Below are 15,785 nucleotides of genomic sequence, written 5' to 3'. Positions count from 1 at the left end.
TGGCGCTACGTTAACGCCACTTGATCGACCCTCTTTTTTTTATAAATAATAACGTTACTGAACTACTTCGCTGGCAAAAGAAGCGTCAACAATATCCTCGTAGAACATATCGCCTTTAATATTGCCCACAAACTGCTGCATTTCGATCGCGTTGGTAAAAGCATCTTCAGTAATCATTACGCTTTCAGGATAGACACTATTTTCAATCATACGCTGGACGGCAGCATCCACCACTTCTCCTTGCAGGTCACCAAACTCAAGTCGCGCTACGGCCTTCGCGATGTCCGCATCTGAGTGGATTAACTCAAGAGAATCATTGATCGCCATAACAAAGCGTTTTACTAGATCAGGATTTTCATCAATCATCTCTTGCGAGGTGTTAATGGTTGAAAAGGCATACTCGGGATAATCATCAGTAAAGGCGTGAATAATTTCCAAGCCTTGAGAAATTCCTTGCTCCACCTGGGGCTGGTAGGCAACCGCAATATCACCACGCCCCGAAAGCACAGGGCCTAGCTCAGAACCATTCTGCACTTCGGTGACATCCACTTCACCTTCGAGCCCTGCGTCGGCGATCAACCTGCGTATGAGTGTATTCGAGGTACCCGGAGCCAGCCCAACCACCACCTCTTTACCTGCCAGATCCGCAGGAGAGTCATAGTCGAGATCTGGATGAGCCAGTACCCATACAGGCGCACTGTTAGCTACAGCACTAATGGCTTTGCCGCTACCGCCCTGCTCCTGAGCAAAGCCCACGTGCTCAGGGCCATGAACCGAGAACTGAGACTCTCCTGCTAATACTGAGGCTAATGCAGCAGGCCCTGATCCCGCCGAGCGCACCACCGGTACATCAATATTATGATTATTGAAAATGCCTTCATGTTTAGCGACATAGACCGGCAAATAGAGCAGCGAATGAAAGGCTTCATTAATTAAAATGGTATCCATATCATCTGCTTGAAGTGGTGCAGAAGCACCTAATGCCAGCAGCCCAGTACCGAAAACAGCACGCTTATAGACGGAAGAAAGTTTCATCTTGTCCTGCCTCTTGACGTTATCGATTGACGAACAGTAGGGACGCACAACTTACTTTGCTGTATCTATCGCTGGCCTTGTTCCCATGGCAGTAAGCGCTTCTCAACCTGAGATACGATGACGTACAGCACGATGGCCACAATCATTAGAGTGATTACGCCCACCCAAACAACATTGAGGTTAAATAGGTTTCCTGCGACAAAAATCATGCGACCTAAACCACGGTCGGAGGAGATAAACTCACCGCCAATTTCAGCAATCAAGGCAAATCCGATGTTTAAGCGGAAAGCGGAAATGATCCAGGGCAACGATGCTGGCGCCACCACTTTGGTAAATACTTCACGACGACTGGCACCCATCGAGCGCATCAAGTTAATGAGATTACGATCAATTTGGTGCGTACCCTGATAGGCAGAGAGCAGAGCGACGACAAACGTCGCTACGAAGGCGAGGGCAATTTTTGAGAGCATTCCGGAGCCAAACCAAATGATGATCATCGGCGCCAGCGCAATTTTAGGTAGGCCGTTGAGAGCCACCATGAAGGGGTCGATAATGCGAGCGGTAGTTCGCGAAAACCACAGTAGCAGCCCGCTAATAGAACCGAGGATACTGCCTAGCAGGAAGCCCACGACAGTGGCGTAAACCGTCGCAATAGTGTCATTAAGCAGTTGACCAGACTGTATTAATCGCCAAGCCTCGCCTGCGATACCCACCGGGGAGCCCATTAAAAAGGGGTTGATCCATTCGTTCATAACGCCTATTTGCCATAAAACAACGACTAACCCTATCCCCGCAATCCGCCATAAATTATCAGTTAAAAAGCTACTGCGTGCGCGCTGCTCATCGTTCTCTTTTACGCTGCCGGCACGAATGGTATGAGTATAAAATTGTGCCTCGCTCATTGTTCAACTCCCGCAATCTGGATATCTAAATCATCCCAAATGCTGTCGAAGTAACGCTGATAACGGACATCGCTGCGGGCTTTTAAGCAGGAGCCAAGTTCGCGGGAAAGTCCTACATCATAGATTTTCTTTACGGAGGTAGGTCGCTGTGTCATTACCGCCACCCGATCCGACATGGCAATAGCTTCACCTATGTCGTGAGTGATCAGCACTACCGTTTTATGTTGCTCTTTAAGGATGGAGACAATCTCTTCTTCGAGTACCAAACGTGTTTGATAATCCAGCGCTGAGAAAGGCTCATCGAGCAGAATGAGATCTGGGTCAGTGATTAACGTACGGATTAGCGCCACTCTTTGCCGCATACCGCCGGACAGTGTGTTGGGGTATTGATCAGCGAAATCCGCAAGACCATAACGAGCCAACTGTTCGCGTGCCATGGCGTAACGCTTGGCTTTAGCAACTCCTTGAATTTCTAACCCTAAACAGACGTTGTCGATAATGGTTCGCCAAGGAAAGAGCAAGTCACGCTGGAGCATATAACCGATGCGTGCACCGCATGCTGGATCCCGACCACTTAAGGTAATACTGCCATCGCTGGGTTCGAGCAAACTGGCGATAATATTGAACATCGTGCTCTTACCACAGCCGCTCGGCCCTACGATGCTGATGAACTCCTCTTGCTTGATGTCTAATGTGATGTCTTCGATGACAGAAATTGATTCACCGTTAGGACTGGTGAAGGCCTTTTTAACTCCGCTAAGAGAAATAACACTTTGGCGGTGCATGCCTGGATTATTGAGCGTCGGGTTCGAGGAGACGGGGACGGCGATTGATGAGTTCATCGTTAGAACCTTTGGGGATGCCTGGGTCTCCTAGAAATTGCATTTACCATGCCAAAAATCGATTTAATTATAAAAAATCAATATGATTGTATAAAACCGAACAGCCTTCCTCTGTTTAACTAACTGCCAATACTCCGAACCTCGACTGGGTTTATAGATTGCATGCACCATAATGAATGCATTTGCACTCTGTTGTTACATATTCATTTTCCTTGAATCTTTCCCATATCGAACAGAATACACCGCCTCGAACATAGGCCGAGGCGGCAAGATCACGCTCTACCTGCTGATGCTTGATGCAGTTGTTGCTGAAAGAAAAAACGCAGCATTTCCTTGGTGGCATCGGGGCCCTTGGAATCGGTATAGCTGCCCTTCGCGCTGCCGCCCGACCAAGCGTGGCCCGCCCCGTGTACCTGCCACTGCTCCAGGTGTGGTTCGCCCTTCGCATTGTGATGCGTGGTACGCGTATAGGCATGGCCATTAGACACCTTCCCCTGCTCTACCGTCGCCCCGGCTTGACGCGATGTACTGTACTGGGCGGCCACGCGATCAGCATTGCTGGGGTGCACGGTAGTGTCGCGATCCCCATGAAAGATAATCGCGGGCACTTCCGATGCCCAACCGGCCCCTTTCGCTTTACCACCGCCAAGAGGCCCTGTACCTCCTTGCATGGCGCCCAAGGCATCAGGAAGACTTTGGGCCACGCCGTGGGGCAACCCGGAGTGCACGCCCACCGCCGCAAACAGATCTGGGTAGGTCATCGCTAGGGTAGTTGCCATGGCGGCGCCTGCCGACAAGCCTGCGACGTAGACTCGGGATCCATCAAGGCCATGGGTCTTAATGATCTGGCGGGTCATGCCCGCAATAATCGCGGGCTCACCGCCCTCGCGCTGTTGGTCTTCGGCTTTAAACCAGTTCCAGCATTTCGAGCTGTTGGCGGTCATCGGCTGGGCCGGATAGAGCACACAGCACAACTGCTCTTCGGCCAGCCTGTTCATCTCGGTTCCGGCAGCGAAGTCATCGGGGTTCTGTGTGCAGCCATGCAGCATAACCACCAGCGGTAGCGCCTGACCGGTATAGCCGCTAGGGATATACAGTTTGTAATCACGCGAGCCCAAAGGGCTGGTAAACCGACCGGCAGTAAACGCCCCGGGCTGTGGTTCCACGCTGGTACTCGTTGCTTGCACGGGCTGCGCCACTCCACCGCGAAACTTCATCCACTTATCGCGCCATGCAGCAGGCATTTTAATATCGCCGGGTGAGAATGATCCCGTTGGCGGCTCGGCAGGCGCTGGCTTAGATACGGTGGCTTCTTCGTCGATGACCTCGCAGGTCCCGTCGAAGGTATTGCCTTCTTGGTAAGAGGTATTCGGCGTTTCAGCGCCTCTCGATTCAGGTGAACCGCCCTGGAGAATAGCCATGGCCTCTTGGAGTTTTCCCGCGCGGGTTAGCCGCGTCGCTTCTTCCATTCGCTTCGTCATCGTGGCATCGATCATTTTCAATATCCTTATTCAATGATTGCTTAGTCAGTGTTTATTGAGTGAGCCTGAGCCCTTCAGTGGATGCGATCTGCCAGAGCAGCCTTAACCGCTTTGCTGGCGTTCAAGGCGCCCAAGACCACGACGGACTCAATGGTGGCTAGGGCAAGCTCAGGCGTTACGTCATCGGCAATGCTGGCCATGCCCAGCACCTGAATCTGTAACTTCTCCCCGGCTACCTGTAGAGCCTCAAGATCCGCACGACTGTAATGCTCAAGACCCAAAACAAACGCCTTACGGGTCACGGTTTCCTTAACGACCTCGGCATGGGTCAACAACTGATTGCGAATAGCGGTACGAATCAGATCGGTCCGATTGGAATAAAAACCTTCCTGAACCAGCAAATCGATCTGTCCCAGGTCTACCACCCCAAGGTTGATAGTGATTTTCTCACTGGAATCACCGCCCTTGCGGCGTATTTCATGCACGCTCATTTATCGTTCCTCGTTGTACTCAGTCGCATGACATCTTTTGATACGGCTTAAAAATCTAGCCAGCATCCAAAAAAACATCTAATTGGAATCCAAATACCATCCATATGGATGTTATATTAGTCTAGTCGGGCCACGAGTCAACAAATAAGCTAAAGAAAACGACAAGCTTTCCGTTGGAATAACTGTGATAGAAGGAGGCGTTGATAGGGAGTAGCAGGAAATAAAAGCCTCGGCTCAACTGTCGCTGAACTGACTTATTTCTCCTTTATTGTGAAACGATGACACTCTTTGTGGTTGGAGGTTAGCTTGCACATTGCCGATGTGACGATGTTTCATGCCCCCGCCAGCGGCGGTGTGCGTACCTACTTACAGGCCAAGCACCGTGTTTTTTCACGTATCCCACAGCTGCGTACCAGCCTGCTGGTGCCGGGGGCAGAACGCGATAGCTTGGGCGATCATCACACCTTACCGGCACTACACCTGCCTCTAGGCCAGGGCTATCGTTTCCCGCTACGTGGCTCCCCCTGGCGGGATGCCCTGGTTGATCTAAAGCCTGATCTCATTGAGGCAGGCGACCCGTACGTAACCGCTTGGGCTGCGCTTGCAGCAGGTCAACGGCTTGGCGTACCTGTGGTCGGTTTTTATCACTCCGATCTTCCGCGCTTGATGGGTGATCGTTTTGGACGCTACGTCGAAAGGCGCTTAATACGCTATGTCACGTCGCTTTATAGCCAGTTTGATAGCGTACTGGCACCGTGCAATGCGATGGCGAATCGGCTGAAGGACTGGGGCGTCGATAACGTTCGCGTCCAGCCACTGGGCGTCGATTTGGCGCAATTTAACCCTCAGCAGAGTGACCCTGCTTTCCGCCAAGCCATGGGCATCTCCAGCGATAAAAAGCTGCTGATTTTTGTGGGGCGCAACTCTCGCGAGAAAAATATAGATGTGCTGCTTTCAACGATGCGTCAGTTAGGCAGCGATTACCATTTGCTGCTGATGGGCCCCGGCATGCCGCATCACGTACCCAGCAACGTCACCATTGTGGATCGCTGCTGTGGCGCCCACGAGGTCGCCAAAGCACTCGCTAGTAGCGACACCCTGCTGCACGCAGGCACAAGGGAGACGTTCGGCTTAATTGCCCAGGAAGCCATGGCAAGCGGCATTCCAGTCATAGCGGCAAATGCAGGGGCACTGGCAGAAAACGTGCCGCTGGGCGCAGGTATTTTATGCAAGCCACTTGATCACACCGCCATGGCAGAGGCTTGTGTGGCGCTATTTAGCAACGATGTCGCCGCTAGCGGGCGCTATGCGCGTCGCCATGTCGAACGCCATTTCAATTGGGATGGCGTTATGCACTCACTGCTTGAGCACTATCAGCAGCTTTGCCACGGCAGCCAACCCTATGCACTCCACCAACACCACTAGTCGTCGCCAGCTACTGAAGTGGCGGCCTATCCATGGCGTGATGATAGCCTTGGCGCTGATCGCGCCGCTGGTGCTCACCGCCTGGCTGGGCGGTGCAGAAGCGTTACAGCGAGTAAGGCACTTCCCACTCGAATTGTTGCTATTAATGCTTTTGCTAGCATTTCTATGCTGGAACCTTAATGCGATGAGGATGCGCCTGATGCTGGGTGGCCGGGCAGGCAGGCTTGGCCAGCGCGGCGCCCTGGGTATTGAGCTGGCATCTAAGTTTGCGCTGTGCGCCACCCCAGGCGGCAGCGGTGGCCCTGTCACCCTGCTGATGCTGCTTGCCCAGCGCGGCTTTCCGCCCGCAAAAGGCGCGGCAATGTTTCTCATTGATCAAGGCTGTGACCTACTGTTCTTCCTGACAATGCTGAGTGGCCTGGTGCTCTTTTCGCTACTAAGCGACACCCAGTGGCCACATCAATCCTTGGTGCAATGGGCGCTGGTCGGATTAGCCTTAATGGCAACAGTAGTGATTGTGGTAATGCGCTTTTTACCCAACCTATTGCGCTCAACCAGTGTGAACACGCCATGGCCCAGCCAGTATCGTCGACGCTGGCTAGCACGGCGCCTATTGCGCTGTCGGCATGCGCTCAAGGTAACGCTTGAGCTGCCGCGCACGACGCTTCTCGCGATGATGCTGTTGACCACCGCCCATTGGCTGATGCGCTACAGCTTGCTCTATTTAGCGGTACTGGGAGTAGGCGGCCATGCAGACTGGATGTGGACCTTCTTGACTCAAATGCTGGCGATGGCCGCGAGTCAGCTTAGCTTTCTGCCTGGTGGCGCTGGCGCTGCAGAGGTGGGCGTGGGTGGTCTGTTGCTGCCGCTAATGGAGCGCGAACAGGCCGCAGCAGCGGTATTGGTGTGGCGGCTGGTTAGCTATCATCTTTACTTGGCGGCAGGCGCCCCGCTGTTTGTGCTGTATAGCTATCGCATGCTGCGTCGCTCACCGGCGTTATAGCAGTATTATTTAATAGCACGCCAAAATAAATAAGGGCGCCCCGAGGGGCGCCCTTATAGCGTGCAGCTAAACGTTCATGGCTTACCAGCCAGTCACTTCTTTCAGCGCATCGCCGATTTCAGCCAAAGAGCGTACGGTTTTAACACCGGCGTCTTCTAGCGCAGCAAACTTCTCATCAGCGGTGCCTTTACCGCCAGAGATGATCGCGCCCGCATGGCCCATACGCTTGCCAGGAGGTGCAGTCACACCGGCAATGTAGGAAACCACTGGCTTGGAAACGTTAGCTTTGATGTAAGCCGCGGCTTCTTCTTCAGCCGTACCGCCGATTTCACCGATCATAACGATGGCTTCGGTTTTCGGGTCTTTCTCGAACATCTCAAGAATGTCGATGAAGTTAGAGCCCGGAATCGGGTCGCCGCCGATACCCACACAGGTAGACTGACCAAAACCGTGATCAGTCGTCTGCTTAACGGCTTCATAGGTCAAGGTACCAGAACGAGATACGATACCTACGCGGCCCGGCTGGTGAATGTGACCCGGCATGATGCCGATTTTGCATTCGCCTGGAGTGATGACACCGGGGCAGTTCGGACCGATCAGGCGTACGCCCAGCTCGTCACACTTCACTTTCGCTTCGAGCATGTCGAGCGTAGCGATGCCTTCAGTGATGCACACAATCAGCTTGATACCGGCGTTGGCCGCTTCAAGGATTGAGTCTTTACAGAACGGCGCCGGTACGTAGATAACGCTGGCTTCCGCGCCGGTTTTCGCTACCGCTTCTTTCACGGTATTGAAAACGGGCAGACCGAGGTGCTCTTGGCCGCCTTTGCCCGGCGTAACACCACCGACCATCTTCGTGCCATAGGCAATCGCCTGCTCGGAGTGGAACGTGCCCTGGCCACCGGTAAAGCCCTGGCAGATGACCTTGGTGTTCTTATCGATCAGGATGCTCATTACTTGCCCTCCGCCGCTTTAACGACCTGCTGAGCCGCGTCGGTCAGACTAGTAGCCGCGATGATGTTCAAACCGCTAGATGCTAGTTTTTCAGCACCCAGTTCGGCGTTGTTACCTTCCAGACGTACGACTACCGGCACATTGACACCCACTTGCTCAACGGCACCGATAATGCCTTCAGCAATCATGTCGCAACGTACGATACCGCCGAAAATGTTAACCAGTACGGCTTTAACATTGTCATCCGACAGGATGATTTTGAACGCTTCTGCCACACGCTCCTTGGTGGCGCCGCCGCCAACGTCCAAGAAGTTAGCGGGCTTGCCGCCGCTCAGGTTGACGATGTCCATGGTACCCATGGCCAAACCTGCGCCGTTAACCATGCAGCCGATGTTGCCATCAAGCGCTACGTAGTTAAGTTCCCACTTCGCCGCATCGGCTTCGCGCTGATCTTCTTGCGAAGGATCACGCATGGCCTGCAAGTCAGGGTGACGGTATAGCGCGTTGCTATCCAGACCCAGTTTGGCGTCGAGGCAGTGCAGATTGCCTTCTTCAGTGACGACCAGCGGGTTAATTTCCAGCAAGGCCAGGTCTTTGTCGTGGAACAACTGAGACAGACCTAGGAAAATCTTGGTGAACTGCTTGATCTGGTCGCCTTTCAGGCCCAGCGCAAAGGCTAGCTCACGCGCTTGGTACGGCTGTGCGCCGACCAGCGGATCGATTTCAGCTTTGAGAATCTTTTCCGGCGTCTCTTCTGCAACCGTCTCGATCTCTACACCACCTTCGGTAGAGGCCATAAAGACCACACGACGGGTAGTACGGTCGACAACGGCACCGAGGTACAGCTCGTCGGCGATGTCAGTGCAGGTTTCAACCAAAATCTTGGCAACCGGCTGACCTTTTTCGTCAGTCTGGAAAGTGACCAAGTTCTTGCCCAGCCACTTTTCAGCAAATGCTTTAGCTTCAGCCGGATCTTTGATTAGCTTTACGCCACCCGCTTTACCACGGCCGCCGGCGTGCACCTGGGCTTTAACCACCCACATGTCACCGCCGATTTTTTTGCAAGCCTCTTCCGCTTCTTCGGGCGTGTCGACCGCAAAGCCTTTAGACACTGGTAGACCATAATCGGCAAACAGCTGTTTACCTTGATACTCGTGAAGATTCATCGATTCATGCCATTGGTTGCATGTGACTCGAACGATGATCAGCTTCTAAAAAACTGGTCATCCCCGTTCTTTCGATCTTTGTTTGTTACCACAAAGCCGAAAGTTTGCGCCACCCATAAAGGTGGCGCTTCGTTGTTACTGACTGAATTATTTACGCTTCTTACGGTTGGCCATATGAATCGCGTGGCCGTCTACCGCAAGCGCTGCTTCGTGAACAGCTTCCGACATGGTCGGGTGCGCGTAGCAGGTCAAGGCCAGGTCTTCGGCACTGGAGCCAAATTCCATGGCAATCACGCCTTGAGCGATCATCTCGCCCGCGTGTTGACCCACGATGTGCATACCGAGAATACGGTCAGTTTCCGCATCGGCGATAATTTTGGCACTGCCTTCGGTGGCGTTGTTAGCCATCGCGCGGCCGCTTGCCGCGAACGGGAAGGTACCGGTTTTGACTTCGATGCCTTTCGCTTTAGCGTCTTGCTCAGTCATACCGACCCACGCCACTTCCGGGTAGGTGTAGATAACGCTAGGAATAGTATCGTAGTTCATCTCGGCTTTATGGCCAGCGATGATATCCGCCACCATAATGCCCTCTTCAGAGGCTTTGTGCGCCAGCATCGGGCCGCGTACACAGTCACCGATGGCGAAAACGCCCGGGACGTTGGTACGGCACTGGTCGTCAACAAAGATGAAACCACGCTCATCCAGCTCAACGCTTACGCCGTCGGCAATCACGCCTTTGGTATACGGGCGACGGCCAACACAAACGATGAGTTTATCAAACGTCATCTCTTGTTCGCCGTTGGCATCGCTGTACTTCACGACGACTTCTTCGCCTTTGACTTCAGAACCGGTCACGCGAGCGCCGAGTTTGATATCAAGGCCCTGCTTTTTGAGCAGCTTCTGCGTCTCTTTGGCGACAGTGGCATCTACCATCGGCAGGAAGGAGTCCATGGCTTCAAGCACGGTGACTTCTGAGCCCAGACGGTTCCATACGCTGCCCAACTCAAGGCCGATGATGCCAGCACCAATCACACCCAAACGCTTAGGCGTTTCGGTGAATTCGAGTGCGCCGGTAGAGTCGACAATCAAGCCTTCGGTCAACGGGGTCGGCGGAATTTCCACCGGTACTGAGCCCGCGGCGATAACGATGTTGTCGGCATCATAAGTAGTCGTATTGCCGTCATTATCGGTCACTTCGACCTGCTTGCCGGAAACCACTTTACCGGTACCTTCGATGGCAGTTACGCCATTGGCCTTGAACAAGCCAGAGATGCCGCCGGTCAAGTTCTTAACGATCTTGTCCTTGCGCGCCATCATCTTGGTAACGTCCATGGAAACGTCGCCAGCCTGAATACCCATATCGTCGAAATCGTGCTTGGCTTCAACAAACTTGTGGGAGGCTTCAAGCAACGCTTTAGACGGGATGCAGCCCACGTTCAAGCAGGTGCCACCGTGAACGACATTGCCTTCTTTACCGATCCATTTTTCAATACAGGCCGCTTTTAGGCCCATCTGTGCAGCACGAATGGCGGCAACATAACCACCAGGGCCGGCACCAATAACGATCACATCAAACTTATCAGCCATGTTGGCTCCTTTAGCTTGCTGGCCTCCCCCCGCTATTGACTAAAGCCGGGTAGGAGGCTGTGTGCGGTTGCAGATAAATCCTGGTTAAGCAGTAGCGTACTCAATCATTATTTCAATAACGATAACGCTTATGCTTTAGACATCCAGCAGCAGACGAGCCGGGTCTTCCAGCAATTCTTTTAAGGTGACCAAGAATTGAACGGCGTCTTTGCCGTCGATCATACGGTGGTCATAGGAGAGCGCCAGATACATCATCGGGCGGATCTCGACCTTGCCGTTGACTGCCATCGGACGATCCTGGATTTTGTGCATGCCCAGAATGGCGGTTTGCGGCGGATTGATGATCGGGGTCGACATCAGTGAGCCAAAGGTGCCGCCATTGGTGATGGTGAAGGTACCGCCGATCATGTCATCCATGCCCAGCTTGCCGTCACGACCACGCTTACCGAAATCGACGATCTTGCGCTCTACGTCAGCAATTTTCATGCTGTCGGTGTCGCGCAGTACCGGCACGACCAGACCACGGTCGGTGGAAACGGCAACGCCGATATCCTGGTAACCGTGATAGACAATGTCGGTGCCGTCGATCGAGGCGTTCACATCCGGATAACGCTTGAGCGCCTCAGAAGCTGCTTTTACAAAGAAGCCCATAAAGCCCAGTTTAATGTCGTGAGCTTTTAAGAATGTCTCTTTGTACTGCGCACGCAGGGCCATGATCTCGGTCATGTCCACTTCGTTGTAAGTGGTCAGCATTGCCGCGGTTTGCTGCGCTTGAACCAAGCGCTTTGCGATGGTTTGACGCAGGCGACTCATCGGCACGCGCTTCTCGATGCGCTCGCCTTCGGCAGCCGGTGCAGCGGCAGCTTTCGCTGGTGCAGCCGATTTTGCTGCTTTCTTGGCGGAACCGTCTTTGACCGCTTTCTGAACGTCTTCTTTTAAGATGCGGCCACCTTTGCCGGTGCCCTCAATCTTGGCAACGTCCAGGTCGTGCTCGGCAACCATTTTACGTGCGGCCGGGGCGAGGATTTTGTCACCGACTTTCTCATCGGCGCCATCGTCATCGCTGCTGCCTGATTTAGCGGGTGCGGAATCGCCACCGCTACTCTCTCCAGCACTATCGCCACCAGAGCTATCGCCACCAGCACCTTCGGTGAACACGGCCAGAATCGCTTCGGATTCTACTTGGCTACCCTCTTCGGCTTTAATTTCAGCCAGGGCGCCATCGGCCGGAGCAACCACTTCCAGCACGACTTTGTCGGTTTCAATATCTGCCAGCACTTCATCGCGTTTGACCGCTTCGCCGACTTTTTTGTGCCACGTCGCTACGGTGCCTTCCTGAACCGACTCAGGGAAGCTGGGCGCTTTTACATCATGCTGCTTGCCGCCACCGCTGGATTTTGGCTCTTCTTTCTTATCATCAGACGTTTTGTCGTCAGATTTTTGCTCGGACTTTTCAGCACTGTCATCGTCAGAAGATTTCTCTTCTTTTTTGCCGCTGTCGCCAGAGGCACTGCCTTCACCGATTTTGCCTAATATCTGCTCAGACTGAACGGTATCGCCCTCTTCGGCCATCACGTCGGTCAGTGTGCCCGCTTCCGGTGCGACAACTTCGAGTACTACTTTGTCGGTTTCGATTTCAACAATCAGCTCGTCACGCTCAACGCTGTCACCCGGCTTTTTATGCCACGCCGCCACTGTGCCTTCGGCAACGGATTCCGGAAAGGTTGGCGCTTTGATCTCAGTAGCCATGTCGTTTCCCTTATGTGTTCTCTAAATCCGGTGGCCGCTTATAAATTAAAAGCGTCTTCCACCAGCTGGCGCTGCTGTTCAGTGTGGACGGACATATAGCCAGCTGCTGGTGCAGCAGAGGCAGGACGTCCTGCAAATTTCAACTCGCGTCCGAGGCCATCTTTCAGCATATCGGCCACTGCACGCATATTGTGCTGACTAGCGTACCAAGCACCCTGATTCAGGGGTTCTTCCTGGCACCACACAATGTCTTCTACGTTGGTATAGCCTTGTAGCGCTTCCAGAAGTTCTTCTTTCGGGAAGGGGTAGAGCTGCTCAAGGCGTAAAACTGCCGTGTCATGACGCTCATTCTCAGCGCGCCAAGCGGCTAAGTCGTAGTAGACCTTGCCAGCACAAAGCACAACGCGTGTGACCTTCTCAGGTGCAAGATCAGCTTGGTCAGCCAGCACCATATGGAACTTGCCGTGGGCGAGATCTTCAAGACTCGAGGTCGCTTCCTTATGACGCAGCAGCGATTTAGGCGTCATTACCACCAGCGGCTTACGCAGCGGACGGATCACCTGACGACGCAGTAGATGATAGATCTGCGCGGGCGTGGTCGGCACACAGACCTGCATATTGTGCTCAGCACACATTTGCAGGAAGCGCTCCAAACGTGCCGAAGAGTGCTCCGGGCCCTGGCCTTCATAGCCGTGTGGCAACAGCATGGTTAAACCACACACCCGGCCCCACTTCGTCTCACCTGAAGAGATGAACTGGTCAACGACCACCTGGGCACCGTTAAAGAAGTCACCAAACTGGGCTTCCCAGATCACCAGATCATTTGGCGCAGTGGTTGAGTAACCGTACTCAAACGCCAGCACTGCCTCTTCCGAAAGGATAGAGTCGTGAATGGTGAAACGCGGCTGCCCATCGGCCATGTTCTGCAGCGGAACGTAGGTAGTACCGTCTTTCTGGTTGTGCACCACCGCATGGCGGTGAGAGAACGTACCGCGACCAACGTCTTGCCCGGTAATACGAATCGGGTGACCTTGTTCCAGCAGCGTGGCGTAAGCCAGGGTTTCAGCGAAGCCCCAGTTCAGCGCCAAACCACCGGCCTGCATTTTACGGCGGTCTTCATAAATCTTGGCCACCTGACGCTGTACGTCGACGCCATCAGGCACCTCGCACATACGGGCAGCCAGCTGCTGCAGACGCTTCATATCAAACGTCGTATCCGCATCGCCGGTCCATTCGTGGCCTAGGTAAGGTGCCCAGTCAACGAACAGTGAAGCATTGGGCTCTTGCACCAATGCATTGGCGACGTGGTTACCTGCCACGAGATCATCACGATAGGTTTCGACCATCGCTTTGGCGGACTCTTCAGAGAGTACACCCTGATCCACCAGACGCTTGGCATATAGCGAGCGCGCAGAGGGGTGGTCTTTGATCTTGGCATACATCATCGGCTGCGTGCCTGACGGCTCGTCAGCTTCGTTGTGACCACGCCGACGGTAGCAAACAAGATCGATCACCACGTCCTTTTTGAACTGCTGGCGATAGTCGAGTGCAACTTGAGTCGCGTGCAGCACTGCGTCCGGATCATCGCCATTGACGTGAAAAATAGGCGCTTGAACCATCTTGGCAATATCAGTGCAGTATTCGGTAGAGCGTGCATCCAGCGGATGCGAGGTAGTGAAGCCCACTTGGTTGTTAATCACAATGTGGACGGTGCCACCGGTTTTATAAGCACGGGTCTGGGACATCTGGAATGTCTCCATCACCACGCCTTGACCGGCAAACGCAGCATCGCCGTGGACGTTGATCGGCAGCACCTTGCTACCCTCTTCGTCGTTACGACGGTCCTGACGAGCTCGCACCGAGCCTTCAACTACGGGGGCCACGATTTCCAGGTGCGATGGGTTGAACGACATCGCCAAATGGACTTCGCCGCCCGGAGACATGACGTTCGAACTGAAACCCTGGTGGTACTTCACATCACCTGAGCCGCGCTCGATGACTTTCTTGCCATCGAACTCATCGATCAAGTCAGTTGGGTTTTTACCCAAAATATTGACCAACAGGTTGAGTCGACCACGGTGCGCCATGCCGATGACCACTTCCTTGGTGCCGTAACCGCCGGCACGCTGGATGAGTTCATCCATCATCGGTACAAACGACTCGCCGCCTTCAAGACCAAAACGCTTGGTACCTGGATACTTGGAAGCCAGGTAATTCTCCAAACCTTCGGCGGCCGTCAAACGCTCCAGTACGTGCTTTCGCACATCGGCGCTGAAATCAGGCGCACTGCGTACCGACTCAAAACGCCGCTGTAACCAACGTTTCTCTTCCGTATCGACGATATGCATGATCTCGCAGCCGATGGAGCGGCAGTATGTGCGCTCCAACGCATCAACGATGTCACGCAGTGGCGCTTTGTCGATACCTAAAAAGAAAGAACCGGTTTGGAACTCGGTGTCCAAATCAGCTTTTGAGAGCTGATGAAAAGACAGATCGAGATCGGGGACGGGGGTGGGATTACGCAGTCCTAGCGGGTCGATATTGGCCTTTTGATGGCCACGGAAGCGGTAAGCGTTAATCAGCTGCAGGACTTTCACCTGCTTTTTATTCTCACCGCTATCGGCAGCGGCAACTACACGGCCCGGACGACTTTCGCGCCCCAGCTGGTAGAACTGATCACGGACTGGGCTTAGTGGAACATCGTGGGAGGCACTGCCCTCGGAACGCGGCAACTCATCAAAATAGTTGCGCCATTCGTCAGGGACAGACTCAGGATCGGCGAGGTACTGCTCGTAAAGCGCTTCCACGTAGTGAACATTGCCGCCACTAACGTGAGAGGAACGCCACATCAACTCCATTATGCCTTGTTGCATCTCTCGGTCACCCTGCACTGATGGGGTGGTATCGGTATCGTCGCAAACGTGCGGCGACATCGCTATTGCCCTGCCGGCGGGGCGGGACATTTGCCGGCGGCGCCGGCCAACGGCCGGAAACCCTGTTCATCTAGCTATTCGTCGTCTAACGATCATACGGTGTTTCGTCTTCAGTTCATGCTCGAAAGCCGGTACCCAAGGCACCGGCTTTCAAACTTGTCTGATCAGCGGTGCGACCTGACGCCGCACCGCGTGACAAACCCTATGATAACAAGCG

The 15,785-nt window shown here is 53.8% G+C and carries 12 protein-coding genes; 2 read left to right on the top strand and 10 right to left on the bottom strand.

The annotated features are described in order from the left end of the window. Positions 1–54: 54 nt before the first annotated feature. The 5 genes from MLE19_RS00560 to MLE19_RS00540 all read right to left on the bottom strand — a co-directional run bounded on the left by MLE19_RS00560 (position 55) and on the right by MLE19_RS00540 (position 4,751). Positions 55–1,035: an ABC transporter substrate-binding protein gene (locus MLE19_RS00560; protein ID WP_240716130.1), complete on the bottom strand. Its 981-nt coding sequence runs from the start codon at positions 1,033–1,035 to the stop codon at positions 55–57. 65 nt (positions 1,036–1,100) lie between these two features. Next, complete coding sequence (locus MLE19_RS00555; RefSeq protein WP_240716129.1) at positions 1,101–1,937, bottom strand: ABC transporter permease; 837 nt, start codon at positions 1,935–1,937, stop codon at positions 1,101–1,103. Then, positions 1,934–2,779, bottom strand: coding sequence for an ABC transporter ATP-binding protein (locus MLE19_RS00550; protein ID WP_240716128.1), 846 nt, complete (start codon positions 2,777–2,779; stop codon positions 1,934–1,936). Before MLE19_RS00550 ends, MLE19_RS00555 begins: the two co-directional genes overlap by 4 nt. A gap of 272 nt (positions 2,780–3,051) precedes the next feature. Further along, positions 3,052–4,275, bottom strand: coding sequence for an extracellular catalytic domain type 1 short-chain-length polyhydroxyalkanoate depolymerase (locus tag MLE19_RS00545; protein WP_240716127.1), 1,224 nt, complete (start codon positions 4,273–4,275; stop codon positions 3,052–3,054). A gap of 59 nt (positions 4,276–4,334) precedes the next feature. After that, entirely contained in the window at positions 4,335–4,751 is a 417-nt protein-coding gene (locus MLE19_RS00540) for a CopG family transcriptional regulator (protein ID WP_240716126.1), read from the bottom strand. Positions 4,752–5,057: 306 nt separating this feature from the next. On the opposite strand from MLE19_RS00540, the gene MLE19_RS00535 reads away from it, so the two are divergent. Together MLE19_RS00535 and MLE19_RS00530 are read left to right on the top strand one after the other, a co-directional pair. After that, entirely contained in the window at positions 5,058–6,176 is a 1,119-nt protein-coding gene (locus MLE19_RS00535) for a glycosyltransferase (protein ID WP_240716125.1), read from the top strand. After that, on the top strand, positions 6,154–7,179 hold the full coding sequence (locus MLE19_RS00530; RefSeq protein WP_240716124.1) for a lysylphosphatidylglycerol synthase transmembrane domain-containing protein: 1,026 nt from the start codon (positions 6,154–6,156) through the stop codon (positions 7,177–7,179). The genes MLE19_RS00535 and MLE19_RS00530 overlap by 23 nt, the downstream gene beginning before the upstream one ends. A gap of 81 nt (positions 7,180–7,260) precedes the next feature. Here MLE19_RS00530 and sucD read toward each other — a convergent pair whose 3' ends face one another. The 5 genes from sucD to MLE19_RS00505 all read right to left on the bottom strand — a co-directional run bounded on the left by sucD (position 7,261) and on the right by MLE19_RS00505 (position 15,508). After that, positions 7,261–8,133, bottom strand: coding sequence for a succinate--CoA ligase subunit alpha (gene sucD / locus MLE19_RS00525; RefSeq protein WP_064233850.1), 873 nt, complete (start codon positions 8,131–8,133; stop codon positions 7,261–7,263). Beyond that, positions 8,133–9,299, bottom strand: a complete 1,167-nt coding sequence (sucC, locus tag MLE19_RS00520) for an ADP-forming succinate--CoA ligase subunit beta (RefSeq protein ID WP_008958560.1) — start codon at positions 9,297–9,299, stop codon at positions 8,133–8,135. Before sucC ends, sucD begins: the two co-directional genes overlap by 1 nt. Before the next feature lie 147 nt (positions 9,300–9,446). Then, complete coding sequence (gene lpdA, locus MLE19_RS00515) at positions 9,447–10,886, bottom strand: dihydrolipoyl dehydrogenase (RefSeq protein ID WP_240716123.1); 1,440 nt, start codon at positions 10,884–10,886, stop codon at positions 9,447–9,449. 135 nt (positions 10,887–11,021) lie between these two features. Next, positions 11,022–12,635 (bottom strand): 2-oxoglutarate dehydrogenase complex dihydrolipoyllysine-residue succinyltransferase, encoded by a 1,614-nt coding sequence (odhB, locus tag MLE19_RS00510; RefSeq protein ID WP_240716122.1) that lies wholly within the window; start codon positions 12,633–12,635, stop codon positions 11,022–11,024. Positions 12,636–12,673: 38 nt separating this feature from the next. After that, positions 12,674–15,508, bottom strand: coding sequence for a 2-oxoglutarate dehydrogenase E1 component (locus tag MLE19_RS00505; RefSeq protein WP_240716800.1), 2,835 nt, complete (start codon positions 15,506–15,508; stop codon positions 12,674–12,676). Positions 15,509–15,785 lie beyond the last annotated feature (277 nt).

This window comes from Vreelandella neptunia, from assembly GCF_022489065.1.
Classification (GTDB): Bacteria; Pseudomonadota; Gammaproteobacteria; order Pseudomonadales; family Halomonadaceae; genus Vreelandella; species Vreelandella neptunia_A.
Note: the sequence above shows the minus strand (reverse complement) of the source record. Positions and strands in the feature narration are given on the sequence as shown.

Bases quoted from the DNA above. Each gene is read 5' to 3' on its own strand.
- MLE19_RS00560 (WP_240716130.1), bottom strand. From the start codon at position 1,035: ATGAAACTTTCTTCCGTCTATAAGCGTGCTGTTTTCGGTACTGGGCTG.
- MLE19_RS00555 (WP_240716129.1), bottom strand. From the start codon at position 1,937: ATGAGCGAGGCACAATTTTATACTCATACCATTCGTGCCGGCAGCGTA.
- MLE19_RS00550 (WP_240716128.1), bottom strand. From the start codon at position 2,779: ATGAACTCATCAATCGCCGTCCCCGTCTCCTCGAACCCGACGCTCAAT.
- MLE19_RS00545 (WP_240716127.1), bottom strand. From the start codon at position 4,275: ATGATCGATGCCACGATGACGAAGCGAATGGAAGAAGCGACGCGGCTA.
- MLE19_RS00540 (WP_240716126.1), bottom strand. From the start codon at position 4,751: ATGAGCGTGCATGAAATACGCCGCAAGGGCGGTGATTCCAGTGAGAAA.
- MLE19_RS00530 (WP_240716124.1), top strand. From the start codon at position 6,154: ATGCACTCCACCAACACCACTAGTCGTCGCCAGCTACTGAAGTGGCGG.
- sucD (WP_064233850.1), bottom strand. From the start codon at position 8,133: ATGAGCATCCTGATCGATAAGAACACCAAGGTCATCTGCCAGGGCTTT.
- sucC (WP_008958560.1), bottom strand. From the start codon at position 9,299: ATGAATCTTCACGAGTATCAAGGTAAACAGCTGTTTGCCGATTATGGT.
- lpdA (WP_240716123.1), bottom strand. From the start codon at position 10,886: ATGGCTGATAAGTTTGATGTGATCGTTATTGGTGCCGGCCCTGGTGGT.
- odhB (WP_240716122.1), bottom strand. From the start codon at position 12,635: ATGGCTACTGAGATCAAAGCGCCAACCTTTCCGGAATCCGTTGCCGAA.
- MLE19_RS00505 (WP_240716800.1), bottom strand. From the start codon at position 15,508: ATGCAACAAGGCATAATGGAGTTGATGTGGCGTTCCTCTCACGTTAGT.